The following is a 14,477-nucleotide window of genomic DNA, read 5'->3' on the forward strand; positions in this document are numbered from 1 at the left end:
TATGATGTCAAAAACAAAAACATCTGCAAACTTTTCATCATATCTATTGTTAAATTTACATATTGCTTTTTTCATGCTAGAATTCAATTATAATTTAATAGTTCTAACCGAATCAGAAAAACCTTATCCGAGCTCATATTTCTAAGGCTTTTGTGGGTTATGAATGTGAGCCGCCGGGTGTTACTGGAAACGGTATCGCCTTCCGTATTGAAAAGGATTTGGCATCAGTTTTATGCTTGTGCAAATAATTTGAAACGGGAGGAAATTTTATGTTCGGATTTCAAGGAAAAATTCTAAGGGTAGATCTTTCAACAGGAAATTGGAAAACAGAAGAACTTGATGAAGCTATTGCCAGAAAATTTGTAGGCGGTCGTGGTTTGGGCACCTGGATAATGACCAATGAGGTCGATCCGGGTGTTGATGCATTAAGTCCAGAAAACAAGCTTATCATGATTACAGGGCCATTAACGGCAACCCCTACTCCAACAGGAGGACGCTACATGGTCGTTACCAAGTCGCCGCTTACCGGAACAATTGCATCGTCAAATTCTGGTGGTTACTGGGGTGCAGAACTAAAAATGGCAGGCTATGATCTGATTATTTTTGAAGGCAAATCCGAAAAACCAGTTTATCTTGTTATTGAAGACGACAAGATTGAATTGAGAGATGCTGCTCATTTATGGGGTAAACTTGTTTCTGAAACAACTTCTGTTATTGAGAAAGAAACCGTTGCTAAAACCAAAGTCCTAACTATAGGTCCGGCAGGAGAGTCCTTGTCAAAAATCGCAGCAGTAATGAATGATGTCTCTCGTGCTGCTGGTCGTTCTGGAGTCGGTGCTGTTATGGGCTCAAAAAATCTGAAAGCAATTGCTGTTCGTGGTACCGGCAAGGTTAAAATTGCAGATGAGGCCAAATTAAAAGAAGTAGTAAAAATCTGTACTGCCAAGATAAAAGAAAACGGTGTCACAGGCCAGGGTTTGCCTGCTTATGGTACTGCTGTATTAGTTAATATTATTAACGAAAACGGCGTCTTCCCTACCAATAATTTCCAGACAGCCCAGTTCCCTCAGGCAGAAAGCATCAGTGGTGAAGCTTTGGCAGAAAAATATCTTACCAAAAAAGATCCCTGTTATCGTTGTCCTATAGCCTGTGGCAGATATTGTAAAGTTGATGATATTGAAGGTGGCGGACCTGAATATGAAACTATCTGGGCTTTTGGTGGCGATTGTGGTGTTTCTGATCTTCCTTCCGTTATAAAAGCCAACTACTGGTGTAATGAATATGGTCTTGATACTATTTCTGCTGGTGCAACCATAGCAGCTGCAATGGAATTATATCAGCGAGGCATGATAAAAGAAGAAGAATTAGATGGAGTATCTCTAGAATTCGGAAATAATGAAGCAGTCATTGAGTGGACAAAACGTATGGGACAAAGAAAAGGTCTCGGAGATAAAATGGCAGAGGGATCTTATCGCATGGCTGACAGTTACGGAATGGCTGAACTGTCAATGTCGGTCAAAAAACAAGAATTGCCGGCATATGATCCACGGGCAATCCAGGGACAAGGGTTACAATACGCAACATCCAACCGTGGTGGTTGTCATGTACGAGGCTATCTCATCTCTCCTGAAATAATCGGCATGCCAGAAAAACTTGATCGTTTCTCAATCGAGGGGAAAGCACAATGGGCAAAAATATTCCAGGATCTTACAGCCTTGATTGATTCGACCGGACTTTGCTTATTTACCTCTTTTGCCATGGGTGCTCAGGAATATGCAGATATGCTTAATGCAACCTTGGGAACTGAATTGACTGCAGATGATGCTCTAGCTGCCGGAGAAAGAATCTGGAATATTGAAAGACTTTTCAATCTGGGAGCAGGTATTGATCCTTCACAAGACACTTTGCCAAAAAGACTATTAGAAGATCCTATTCCTGAAGGACCTTCTGTAGGAAACATAACGCAACTTTCCAAAATGCTTCCTCAATACTATGAGTTGAGGGGCTGGGGCAATGACGGCATTCCTCAAAAAGAAAGATTAAATACACTGGGGCTTTAAGACCGTTAGAATATTAGACTTTAAGAATACTGGTAAAAAACAGTTCTGGATCAGATGACTATTTTTCAAATCTGGGATTTTGATGCTGGTAATGATTAAAATTTGCAGGACAGGTATTTTATATGCTAAAAAAAGTCTATCTTGAGCTTACTGATAAATGTAATCTTAATTGCATCATGTGTTATCGTCAGACTTGGTCTGGCATCGCTCGAGATATGGATTATTTGCTTTTACAAAAATGCATTAATCAAATCAAAGAAATTAAAACAATTGAACACATTGTACTTGGAGGGGTCGGTGAGCCAGCCATCGCCCCTACAATTTTAAATGTATTGGATCAGCTTCAGGACAAATACCTTACAATTACCACCAATGGTACAAGAGATGATGACGAATTTATAAAAAAACTTATTTCTACAACAAATCAGATCGTCATATCCATGGATGGATCATCAGAAAATTTTGAAAAAATCAGAGGATTCTCCATGCAAAAAGTTTTGGATTTTATAGATAAGATCAACTTGATTAAAACACAAAAATTTCCTGTTATTGTTTTTCAAATGACATTACGACAAGATAACGCAGAGGATCTTGCTGATTTAATTAAACTAGCCGCTAAGAAAAAAGTAGATAAAGTAATTATTTCTCACCTTTCCCCAGCCAATGAATATGATAGCAAGCAAATTATGTATACAAGGTATGAGAATATAGCCGGAAAAGCATTAGCTGGCAAAATCAACCTGCTTTCGTATCGTTATGGTATTGAAGTTGTAATACCCGCCATGGAACTAAAAACAGAAAGGCATTGTCGTTTTGTAGATGATAACTCTATGATAATTCGAGCTGACGGTAAAATAGCTCCTTGCTACAGACTGTCCCATAACGGCACAGAATGGGTCTTTGGCAGAAAAAAAGAAACCAATGCTCATTTTTTCGGTGATATTTCATCTGAAAATATTGAAGAAATCTGGCGAAAAACTGAATTTAAAATTTTCCGTAATTTAATCAGAAATCAAAATTACCCTTCATGCATAGACTGTGGTCTTGTGGAAGGATGTGATATGGTAAGAAATACACAGATTGATTGCAATAGCAATATGCCTTCCTGCGGGGATTGCCTTTGGGCAAGAAATTTCATATATTGTATTTAATACCATTAGAAAGCTGAGGATTGTCACATGTTGATTGAAATCAGGTTATTTGCCACATTAAGAGAAAATCGCGGTAAAATCATCTATGGACATTGCAATGAAGGCTGCACAGGGATGGATTTGATGAATCAGATTGATATTAGTCGCGAGCAAATAGCAATTTTCCTCATTAATGGACGTGATGGAGATTTAGATCGTCCGTTAAAAGAAAATGATGTTATTTCTGTTTTCCCTCCAGTTGGAGGCGGTTGATCTACAAATTACATATTACTTCTTTTCTGCGAACTTCCTCCTGTCCTCCCGTTGGAATTAGTTAATCTGCAAGAGGTATCTGTTTTATGGTTGATAATAATCAGAATAATGGTCGCTCCGAAAGATATACAAGAAATGGCCGAGTCATATCCTCAGATGATCAGGCACTGTTAAAACAAAGCAGCGTATGTGTTGTAGGTTGTGGAGGTCTTGGCGGTCATGCCATAGAATTGCTTGCAAGGGCAGGCATAGGTTCTATAACTGTTGTTGATGGTGATCAGTTTGAAATTTCTAATTTAAATCGCCAATTGCTCTCATTGGAAACAAATATCGGGCAAAACAAAGCTGTTTGTGCAGGCAAAAGAATAAATGAAATTGATCATTCTTTGCAGGTCAATATATATGATCGCTTCCTTAATGAAGAAAATGCTTCTGAAATATTATCAGGACATACTGTAGTAATAGACGCACTTGATAATATTCCTACAAGATTAATCCTCGAAGATATTTGCAACAAGTTACAAATACCGCTTATACACGGTGCAATTGCCGGCTGGTACGGGCAGATTACAACAATTTTGCCCGGCAATAAGACATTGAGCAAAATGTATAAATCAAATCTAAAACATGGTGAAGAAAGAAATCTAGGCAACCCCTCTTTTGCCCCATCTTTAATTGCTTCTTTTCAAGTAGCTGAAACAATTAAACTCATCACCAAAAAGGGTGACTTGCTGTCTAACAAACTATTATTTGTAAATTGTCTGGAAAATGAATTTGATATTCTGAATCTAAAATAAATATAGGTGTAGATTCGGATGTAGATGTATATATATCTACATCTATGTCTATCTATATAATGCCAAAGCTAAATTATTTGTGGTTAAGCTTTTAGTACAGACATACCGTAACTTCAATTACCATATTTGAAGCTATCTTGTGAGAGTTTTTTTTAATTGCTATAATCCGATTAGTTGTAAAAGAGGTGATTGTAGTGAATCCAGATAAAATGATTTGTCCCTGCAAAAAAGTTACAAAAGGTGATATTTTGAAGGCTATGAAAAAAGGTGCGAAATCCTTTAAAGACATAAAAAAAGAGACAGGAGCCGGAAAATGCAGCAAATGTAAAAAAGACATAAAAAAAATGATTGAGAAAGCACAGAGTTAGTTGTATTGTGTATAATCATGATATAAAATTCTGAGGAGATATATATGACATCTGTGCTAGATCTGATCAAATCGATCATAAAAGGTATTGTTATTGGCGTAGCAAATATTATTCCCGGTGTCAGCGGTGGAACAATGGCCGTGTCTATGGGAGTGTACGATAAATTAATTGAAGCTGTTACCAGTATAAAAAGAAATTTCAAAGCCAGTTTTTTCTTCCTGCTTCCTTTTCTAGTAGGGGCAGTAGTTGGAATTGGCTTATTGTCTTTCGTTGTAAGATTTACTCTTGATAAATATCCTTTGCAGACAGCAGGTCTTTTTATTGGATTGATACTAGGCGGTCTTCCTGTAATATTAAAAAAGTTTAAGGGTGCTAAACTTAATTTTTTGCATTTGCTTATTTTCTTGATATTTTTTGCCCTGATTATATCAATGACTCTGGCAGGAGATCATTCTTCCACAGCAGTTGATTTTGTAATTAGCCCTCTAATGGTTATACAACTTTTTGGTGTAGGTGTTATAGCTTCGGCAACAATGATTATTCCTGGAGTTAGCGGCTCACTTGTTATGATGATTCTGGGATTTTATAATGGTATCATTACAAATATCAGTAACTTTATTGAAGCGGTCTTAAACTGGGATCAAGCTGGAATTTTACATGGACTGGCTGTTTTTATTCCACTAGGTCTGGGAATCGTCTTCGGAACGATTATCGTAGCAAAGATTATTGCCTGGCTCTTTAAGAATGCGCCATTCATAACATATTCAGCAATTCTCGGACTAATAATTGCTTCACCTATTGTTCTTATTATGGAAACAGGTGTAAGTAATCTATCCCCAGTCATAATAATAACCACTTTATTGACTTTTGCAGCAGGATTCTCAATCTCTTTTCTTCTAAGTCGCGGAAAAGACGGAGAAGAAAAAATCCGTGACTGACACAAGTGTCAGACACACATATAAAGATAATCGCTGATTATGACTGCAAGACAGTCATAGTCAGCGATTTTATCATAATCGATGTGTGGCACCTAATCAACCGCCTAAATAGGCTTTACGGACAGCATCGTCATTTAGCAGATCCTTTGCCGATGCTGATGTTACAATTTTGCCTGTTTCAAGTACGTATCCTCTATTTGCTATAGATAATGCCATTTGAGCATTTTGTTCTACAAGCAAAATAGTCGTTCCTGATTCGTTTAATTCTTTAACAATGGCGAAAATCTGTTCAACCAGCAATGGTGCCAAACCCATAGAAGGCTCATCCAGCATAAGAAGAGATGGCTTTGACATTAAAGCTCTGCCGATAGCCAGCATCTGTTGTTCTCCGCCGGAAAGAGTTCCAGCCTGTTGTTTACGGCGCTCTTTCAGTCTCGGGAAACGGTCATAAACATTAGCTATTTTGTCCTTTATTTCACTGCCTGGTCTTGTATAACCGCCCATCTCCAAGTTTTCTTCTACCGACATCTGGAGGAAAATCCTGCGTCCTTCAGGGCACATAGCAAGACCTTTAGGAACAATCGTATGTGCTGGAATACCAACTATATTTTGCCCTTCAAATTCTACTTTACCGCTTCTTAGCTTTAATACCCCTGATACAGATTTTAATATTGTCGACTTACCAGCTCCGTTTGCTCCGATAAGTGTTACAATTTCACCCTTTTCAACAGAAAAAGAGACTCCTTTTACGGCATGAATGCTGCCGTAATATACATGAAGGTTTTCTACTTTAAGCATTTTTTCAGTCCTCCTTCTGCTTACCCAGATAAGCCTCGATAACTTCCGGATTTGACTGTATGTCTTCAGGTGTTCCCTTGGCGATTATCTTACCGTAATTTAAAACTGCTATACCTTCACATATACCCATTACAAGGTTCATATCATGTTCTATCAGCATTATTGCAATCTGAAAGGTATCACGAATCTTGCGGATATTTGCCATCAATTCTTCTGTTTCTGAAGGGTTCATGCCTGCAGCCGGTTCATCCAGCAGCAAAAGTGAAGGATTAGTAGCAAGCGCTCTGACTATTTCTAAACGACGCTGGGCACCGTATGGCAGTGAACCGGCTTTATAATTTGCCATATGCTGCATATCAAATATAGACAGCAAATCCATTGCTTTATCGCGAGACTCTTTCTCAGCTTTCCAGTAGGGAGGCAATCGCAAAATCCCGCTTAAGGTATTGTATTTATATTGATTATGCAAACCAATCTTAACATTTTCCTCAACAGTTAGCGAAGCAAACAAACGGATATTTTGGAAAGTTCTGGCAATTCCAGACTGATTAACCTGTATTGTATTCATATCTTTGGTATCAACACCATCGAGCATAATCACGCCTTTTGTAGGCTGATATACTTTTGTCAAAAGATTGAATACTGTTGTTTTACCGGCTCCGTTAGGTCCGATCAGACCTGCAATCTCGGTTCTGCCGATATCCATATTGAAGTCATCAACAGCTACAAGTCCACCAAAGGTAATACCTAAATGTTTGACTTCAAGAATTGGTGCTTTGTCAACATCCCTTTCAGGAATTATTGAATGACTAGGAACAGGTACCATTTTACTCACCTGCCGCACCTCCTTTTTTCGCATCTGGTTTTTTTCTTACTCGCAGGAAATAAATAATCTTGCTCATCATCTGTTTTAGCTGTTCGTTATTTGTTACAAGCATAACAAGAATTAATATGATCGCATAAATGAGCATTCTATAATCATTAAACTGTCTGAGAAGTTCCGGCAATATGGTTAAAACAGCAGCTGCTATAATTGATCCTCTGATGTTTCCCATTCCTCCTAGAACAACAAAAACAAGTATAAGAATTGATGTATTAAAATCAAACTTTCTTGCTACTGTGGTCGAATAATTAAGACCATAAAGAGCACCGGCAAAACCAGCTAATGTAGCTGATATTACAAAAGCCATCAGCTTATACTTGGTTACACTTACACCTACCGACTCTGCCGCAATTCTATTATCTCTTACAGCCATTATAGCTCTGCCGCTCCGGCTGTTAATAAGATTAATTACAACAAACAGCGTAATAATAATAAGAACAAAACCAGCTGTAAAACTTGAAATTCTTGTTACACCGACAGCTCCCATCGGACCGTTAAGAATCACTTTTCCACCTTCATTGAGCCCCAGAGCATCACCACTTGTAATGCCAATTTTAACGCCTGTGTCATCATAGCCTACATACAGTACATTCACAATGTTCTTGATTATCTCTCCAAAAGCCAGAGTTACTATAGCAAGATAATCGCCACGCAGTCTTAGAGCTGGAACCCCAACAATAAAGCCCATGATAGCGGCGAAAATACCACCTATTATCATGGCTACTACCAATCTCAAAGGTGCTTGTGTAATAGTATTTTCAAGACTCATCGCAGCTACTATACCAGAAAAAGCACCTACACTCATAAATCCGGCATGCCCAAGACTAAGTTCACCAAGAACACCAACCGTCAAATTAAGTGACACGGCCATTACCACATATGTGGTAATCGGAATAAGCTGCCCTTGTAATGAGCTGGAAACACTCCCACCCTGCAGCAAAGCCTGAATAACTATATACGCAATAATTACTATGCCAAAAGTGATAATATTGCTGCGGGTATGTTTACTAATTAATTTCTTTTTCGTCACTACTCTACCCTACACTTTCTCACTTATTTTTTTGCCAAGCAAACCAGTTGGTTTAACAAGAAGCACTATAATCAAAACAGAAAAAACAATTGCATCAGATAATTGTGTAGAAATATAGGCTCTGCCAAATATTTCTATCACACCTAACAAAAGTCCTCCCAACATAGCTCCCGGTATAGAGCCTATACCTCCAAAAACAGCAGCTGTAAAAGCCTTAATGCCAGGCATAGCTCCCATTGTTGGGCTTATAAGCGGGTATGCAGATGCCAAAAGAACACCGGCGATTGCTGCAAGAGCACTACCAATGGCAAAAGTAACGGTTATAGTTTTGTTTACACCTATACCCATAAGCTGTGCGGCTTCCTTATCTTCAGAAACTGCGCGCATTGCTTTTCCTATTTTTGTTTTCTCAATTAACAAGGATAAAGAAACCATAACAATTATACCAGCTACAACAGTTACTATTGAAACGCTGGATATAGTTAAAGCTCCGTCAAAAAATTTCAGTGATTCGAATTGAAACAATGAAGTAAAACTCTTAGGATTTGAAGACCAGATCAAAAGAGCTGCATTTTGCAGGAAATAACTGACACCTATCGCAGTTATCAAAACTGCCAGCGAAGGAGCAGCCCTCAAAGGTTTATATGCCAATTTTTCAATGACAACACCTAATACTGTACATACAAGCATAGCAAGTATGATCGAAACAGCAGGTGGCAAACCCATGTTGGAAGTTGCTACAAAAGATATGTAGGCACCAATCATGATTACATCACCGTGTGCGAAATTCAGCATTTTTGCAATGCCATAAACCATCGTGTAGCCAAGAGCAATAATTGCGTAAACACTGCCCAGACTAATACCATTGATTAGATAAGAAATAAAATTCATATCAAAACCCAGCCCCTCTTAATAAAGTGGTACAACGCATTCAACCATATTAAACAATAACATATTGAGTCAATTTGCAAAAGAGTTTTTGCAGTGATTAATCAGAAAAGGAGGGAAGCCGTTAAATCGGCAACCCTCCCTACGGGTTTAATAAGTTTTGCTACTAAGGTATTTGTAATTAATTACATACCTACGTAAACGCCATCCTGTATAACCATACCTTTTGGATCTTTTGAAACTTCACCAGATTCTGACCATGTCATACCTGCACCTGTAAGACCATCATAGCTGAAATCACTAGAAGTAAACAGTGCAATCAGTTTATCATTGATCTCTTCAGCACTCATGTCAGATGTGATACCTGCTTCATTTATAGCTTTATACAAAGTGTACATTACATCGTAGCCGTTGGCAGCAAACTGATTTGGGATTTCATTATGGAGTTCTTGATACTTATTAACAAAAGCAACTGTTCTTTCGTCATCAGCATCAGCAACGAAAGGAGTAAGAAGCATTACGCCTTCTGCCAAAGATGTATCAAAGTTTTCCATTGTCAGGATTCCGTCCATACCATCAACACCAAAGAATTTAGGTTCATAACCCATTCCATTTGCCTGTGTAAGGATCAAAGAAGCTGGCTGATAATAGATAGGAAGGAAGATCAAATCTGCTTCTGCGTTTCTTGCTTCAGTCAGCTGAACACTAAAGTCATTTCCTGTGTCATCTGTAAAAGTAGTAGTACTTACTATTTCAAGACCTCTGTCTTCTGCTTCACTGATGAATTTTTCATAAATACCTGTAGAATAAGCATCAGCATTGTTATAGATAATTGCAATTTTCTCACCGAGATTATTCTCAGCTATATATTGAGCTGAAGCAATACCCTGGTTGTTATCAGAAAAACAAAGCTGGAAAACATTGTCTTTACCATCTACAACTGTAGGCGAAGAAGCTGATGGGGTAAGAACGAAAATACGATCAGCAAATGCCAAAGGGGTTACGTTATTTGCCGGACTAGTTGTTACAGTTCCGTTAAGAATCTGCATACCCCAGTCTTTAAGGTTATTATAAGCATTAACTGATTTCTCAGGATCATGTTCATCATCCTGGAAATTGAGTTCCAGCTGAATACCGCCAAGTGCATTGATCTCTTCAAGTGCGATCTTTGCACCATTAGCAACAGAATTACCGTAAACTGCAGCAGCACCGGTCAGTGGACCAATACCACCAATTTTAATTGCAGCACCATCAGAACCATTATCATCTGATGTTTCATCAGAATCTGCCGGAGCTGTTGTTTCATCCGCAGGTGCTGTTGTGGTATCGGTGGAACCACCACAAGCTGCAACTACGAAAAGACTGAGAACAAGCATTAGTGCGATTAAGTGAAATCTAAATTTTTTCATGTCAATCTCCTCATTTCTTTTCCGAAATATCAAAAATAATTGAATTTCTTTTTGAATTCCTACAAGATAAATATGAAATGATTTTATAAACATTCTTGAAAGATGTCAATTGAACAATTGCATAATTGACTACATTGATTCACACGTTACAGTATTAAAATAGTATAAATAAAAGAAAAAAGACTTTTGTTGCATATAAATTGCTGCAATTTGCAAGTTATATGCATGCAAAATTGTATCTTCTGTCAAAAAAATAAGTTTTTTTCGCAAAATCGCTGTTTATTTAAACTTTTTTGAATTTCAGAAAGAGTAATCCTCCAGTTATAGTAAAAATGTTGATCTTTCGCTATGAATGTTGATTTTTCGCTGTGGTAGAAATCTGCACGAGTTAAAAATGAGCAACTTAAAAGTAATAGAAGATATTGTGGCAAGCGAAATATAGCAGGATACTGTAAAGGGTTTATTATATTCTAGATATTCTCTTTAGTTTGTTCATAGCTGTTGAAGTTATTATAGGAGTTGAATAATAATAAGTGTTACTATGTTTTCGTTCTTTAAATTTTTGTATTGATTCTTCAATATCTCTTATTTCCATTCTACAGATCAATTGATGAATGGTTACTTTTCCCGATTAGCAATGAAGAGTCAAAGGAACTACTTTGGATTATTGATCGAAGGAATAATCATTTGGCGAAATCACTCTAGCCAAGAAACAGCGTATTATAATCGAAAACACCAAAAGCAAAACCAAATCTTATAAATAACGGCATGCCTTCATAGGAATCAAACCTGGTCCTATCTAAAAACTCGTCGATCCCAATCTTTTCCATATAACCATAAGGGTTAGCTATTGTGATATTATCGGATTGAATATCAAGCGCAGTAACTAGAGAATAGTGCAATGTCCATTCATCTTCCAGAAGAGCTGCCCATACAATTGGAACTGGTCGGCCAGCAGACAAACTTCCATAAATCAACTCAATCATTTCCGTATTGGTTAATCCTGAATGCATTATAGTCTCAGAAGCAGGCATCTGTCGATTCATCTCCCTGGCAAAAGACTTGTTAGTCGAGGTTACTATCTTGCCATCATGCTCTGCAATCAATTGTTCCTCCGTAACCGGATTACCGCTCCAGTTTGAGTACATTTCAATAACTGCATAACCACAGGTATGCTCTTGTTTAACAAGCTCAACTCCCTCAACTAATACCGCCTCTGCATATCTGGGATCAGCATATACTGCTGAATAATCATTATCAATCCTTGAAAAACGCAGAGTCATTCTGCCAAAAGCACCAGCAATAATCAAAACAATCAAAAGCAAAAGAGATAACAGAGTTACAGTGATCTTTTTCGAAGTCTTCATAAGATGTCCTCCCTGATTCTATGACTAAATGACAATGAGTTCGGCCTGATTACGACCCTTTTTCTTAGCTTCATACATAGCCTGATCAGCAACTTCAAACAAACGGTCAACATTCATTGCACTGGGTGGGATAGTGCTGGCTACGCCTACACTTACTGTCACATATTCACTGACTTGAGAATCAGGATGAGATATTGCCAGTTTTTCTATTCCATGGCACAAACGTACTGCCTCATTATAAGCCTGGTTAGGCTCAAGGCCTGGTAAGATAACAACAAATTCCTCACCGCCATAACGGGCAGATAACTCTCCTGCTCTTTCAAAACAACCTTTCAAGTAATTAGCTAGGTGCACCAGGCATTCATCTCCTTGGGCATGACCAAAACGATCATTGTATGCTTTGAAAAAATCAATATCTATCACAAGTAACGAAATCATTGTCTGATGTCTCAAGGCACGATCCCACTCCTGAGAAAAAACCATATCATACTGTCGCCGGTTCCATAAATTAGTCAGCGGATCCCTAAGTGATAATGTCTGTAACTTCTTATTAGCTTCTTCCAGCTCACTTTTCTGTTGGGCAACTTTTTCAGAGGCTTCCTCCAATGCTTGTGTACGCATAGCAACTTTTTCGTCTAAGGTTCGATTTATATCTTTCAGCTGAGCAGTCATCTTTTCTTCATTGGTGAAAGAATCAGAGATTCGCCTGGCCATAATCAAAGCAAATGTTAAAACGAAGACTAGTTGACCGATTGAAGAAAGATTACCAGTTCTTATAAACAATCTTAAGGTATCAGATGGATGATCATTGAGCCAGACACTAAAATAGAGGATATCATTTATACTGGTTAGAATCATAATGAAAGCACCAATGATAATGATTGGCAAGTCCTTCTTATCCTTTTCTTTTAGCAATATTCTTGTGAGCACAGAGATGATGTATATGATTGTAATTGCCGAGAAAAACTGATAAGCAGGATTAAAAACAGTAAAAATTCGAGCTGGTGTAATCAGCACAACCAATATGAAAGGCAGACTGATACCGCATATCGTCAATATTGTTTTTTTGCCAAACCAGCCGCTGAAAAAATAATAACAGAAAAGTAATATAACAGGCATGCCTAAATAGTAAGTGACTGTTTGCATTTTATGCGCCAATTCCCAACTGAAATCACCAAACATATAGAAGAAAAAACGCTCACCAACGAGCAAAGTACGTAATGCTATCAATAAACAGAAAAGGCCAAAGTAGAAAGGTGCTTTATATTTCCGACGAAATAAAAATAAAGCAAGGTGATAAACAGCAATCATAAACAAACTGCCAAAAATAAACAAATCAAAAGCAATGTTACCAATTTGAGTTTTATAAATGAGATCAGCTGCACCTATATCAATGCTTTCTAGCAAGCCACCACTGCGGTGGTGAAAGTTACTAACTTGAAACAACAGCTCATTCTCGCCTGGTTGCGCCGTGAAATAAACTGTTTGTAACAAATATGCAGGCTGGCCATCAGAATAATCAACAGCCGTTGTGCCCACAGATACATACTTATCATCATTAATGTACAAATCATAAGCTGTAAAAATACGCGGTATTTTAAGACCCAGCTCTAGAGATTCTTCAACTTTAACAGTAAGTTGATACACACCATGACCATGACCACTTGATAAAATATTATTATCGCTTAAGCGATTCCATGATCCTGGTACGTTTATCATCTTAGCCTTAGAATGTTGTAACTGATCGACCGTGGAATCGGGAAAGAATAACCACTCACCATCTAAGCGCATTAGGCTGTCGCCAAGTGGATATCCTTGTAAATCAATTACACCTGCCGATGCACGTGGCTGTATAGGTTTTTCTGCTAAACAACCAGAATGTGTCAACAATACAACAAAAAGGATACCTATCAAAACATGTTTAAACAACTTTCTATACAAAAGCATCTCCCAATCACGTGATACAATATTTACCAATATTATGTAGTTAATGGACAAAAATATCAAATATTTCGAAATCCTATTATTACAGATTTCAAAATCTTCTAGCAATATTCAAAGCATAATTATTTTTTTAAACCTGTAATCGGCAGGTAGCCAGTTCAAAAAGCTGGAAACCATAGAGTTAGTAGTACTTTGACAATTGAATAGGGTGAAAATAATTTTACATATAAAAACAGGCTGCATCTTTGGTAAAATGTAACTGCAAAGAAAACAAAATCCAAAGAAAGGCCGCCTGTTACCATGAGTCTAGCACAAAATCGACCCACAATAAACCGTTCAGAAACAATTCTTCCAGCTAAATTCGACAACGCTACGGTCACAAACCGCGCTTCACTGGCATACATTGAAGCATTCAAGCAGAAAATCGGTTTCCAGCAGCTGTTGGAAACAGGGCTGTCATTTTCCAAACGTCATAATGCCCGGTTTGGCACAGCCAACATCATCGATTTCATGGTTGATGCAGCGGTCTTGGGACTATCGCGTTTTAATCACATGGAAGATCTGCGTCATGACAATGCCTATCTCAAACTCA

At 37.9% G+C, this 14,477-nt stretch carries 13 protein-coding genes, 1 pseudogene and 1 riboswitch; of the genes and pseudogenes, 7 read left to right on the forward strand and 7 right to left on the reverse strand.

All coding sequences use genetic code 11. From position 1 onward, the window contains the following. The first annotated feature begins 113 nt into the window (after positions 1 to 113). Positions 114 to 234: riboswitch (molybdenum cofactor riboswitch) on the forward strand. 35 nt (positions 235 to 269) lie between these two features. From AC0KSB_RS14055 to AC0KSB_RS14080, 6 genes are all read left to right on the forward strand, one after another. Next, positions 270 to 2,060, forward strand: a complete 1,791-nt coding sequence (locus AC0KSB_RS14055) for an aldehyde ferredoxin oxidoreductase family protein (RefSeq protein WP_472310385.1) — start codon at positions 270 to 272, stop codon at positions 2,058 to 2,060. 122 nt (positions 2,061 to 2,182) lie between these two features. Continuing rightward, complete coding sequence (locus AC0KSB_RS14060; RefSeq protein WP_472310386.1) at positions 2,183 to 3,211, forward strand: radical SAM protein; 1,029 nt, start codon at positions 2,183 to 2,185, stop codon at positions 3,209 to 3,211. A 27-nt stretch (positions 3,212 to 3,238) separates the two neighbouring features. Further along, positions 3,239 to 3,463: a MoaD/ThiS family protein gene (locus AC0KSB_RS14065; RefSeq protein WP_472310387.1), complete on the forward strand. Its 225-nt coding sequence runs from the start codon at positions 3,239 to 3,241 to the stop codon at positions 3,461 to 3,463. Between the two features lie 86 nt (positions 3,464 to 3,549). Beyond that, complete coding sequence (locus AC0KSB_RS14070; protein WP_472310388.1) at positions 3,550 to 4,260, forward strand: HesA/MoeB/ThiF family protein; 711 nt, start codon at positions 3,550 to 3,552, stop codon at positions 4,258 to 4,260. 194 nt (positions 4,261 to 4,454) lie between these two features. Next, positions 4,455 to 4,628, forward strand: a complete 174-nt coding sequence (locus AC0KSB_RS14075; RefSeq protein WP_472310389.1) for a (2Fe-2S)-binding protein — start codon at positions 4,455 to 4,457, stop codon at positions 4,626 to 4,628. Between the two features lie 44 nt (positions 4,629 to 4,672). Continuing rightward, on the forward strand, positions 4,673 to 5,566 hold the full coding sequence (locus AC0KSB_RS14080; RefSeq protein WP_472310390.1) for a DUF368 domain-containing protein: 894 nt from the start codon (positions 4,673 to 4,675) through the stop codon (positions 5,564 to 5,566). A gap of 96 nt (positions 5,567 to 5,662) precedes the next feature. Here AC0KSB_RS14080 and AC0KSB_RS14085 read toward each other — a convergent pair whose 3' ends face one another. From AC0KSB_RS14085 to AC0KSB_RS14115, 7 genes are all read right to left on the reverse strand, one after another. Next, the gene (locus tag AC0KSB_RS14085) at positions 5,663 to 6,364 is read right to left on the reverse strand and encodes an ABC transporter ATP-binding protein (RefSeq protein WP_472310391.1); all 702 of its coding nucleotides are present in this window, start codon (positions 6,362 to 6,364) and stop codon (positions 5,663 to 5,665) included. A 4-nt stretch (positions 6,365 to 6,368) separates the two neighbouring features. Further along, positions 6,369 to 7,190: an ABC transporter ATP-binding protein gene (locus AC0KSB_RS14090; protein ID WP_472310397.1), complete on the reverse strand. Its 822-nt coding sequence runs from the start codon at positions 7,188 to 7,190 to the stop codon at positions 6,369 to 6,371. Between the two features lies 1 nt (position 7,191). Next, positions 7,192 to 8,277, reverse strand: coding sequence for a branched-chain amino acid ABC transporter permease (locus AC0KSB_RS14095; RefSeq protein WP_472310392.1), 1,086 nt, complete (start codon positions 8,275 to 8,277; stop codon positions 7,192 to 7,194). Between the two features lie 9 nt (positions 8,278 to 8,286). Further along, the gene (locus AC0KSB_RS14100; protein WP_472310393.1) at positions 8,287 to 9,168 is read right to left on the reverse strand and encodes a branched-chain amino acid ABC transporter permease; all 882 of its coding nucleotides are present in this window, start codon (positions 9,166 to 9,168) and stop codon (positions 8,287 to 8,289) included. A gap of 182 nt (positions 9,169 to 9,350) precedes the next feature. Next, positions 9,351 to 10,574: an ABC transporter substrate-binding protein gene (locus tag AC0KSB_RS14105; RefSeq protein WP_472310394.1), complete on the reverse strand. Its 1,224-nt coding sequence runs from the start codon at positions 10,572 to 10,574 to the stop codon at positions 9,351 to 9,353. A gap of 701 nt (positions 10,575 to 11,275) precedes the next feature. Next, positions 11,276 to 11,941 carry a cysteine peptidase family C39 domain-containing protein gene (locus AC0KSB_RS14110; protein ID WP_472310395.1) on the reverse strand — a complete coding sequence of 222 codons (666 nt, stop codon included), beginning with the start codon at positions 11,939 to 11,941 and terminating at the stop codon, positions 11,276 to 11,278. Positions 11,942 to 11,965: 24 nt separating this feature from the next. After that, positions 11,966 to 13,882: a sensor domain-containing diguanylate cyclase gene (locus tag AC0KSB_RS14115; protein WP_472310396.1), complete on the reverse strand. Its 1,917-nt coding sequence runs from the start codon at positions 13,880 to 13,882 to the stop codon at positions 11,966 to 11,968. A gap of 303 nt (positions 13,883 to 14,185) precedes the next feature. Here AC0KSB_RS14115 and AC0KSB_RS14120 point away from each other — a divergent pair. Then, positions 14,186 to 14,477, forward strand: a pseudogene (locus tag AC0KSB_RS14120) (hypothetical protein); the annotation flags it as partial.

It is taken from the genome of Ercella succinigenes (assembly GCF_900002895.1).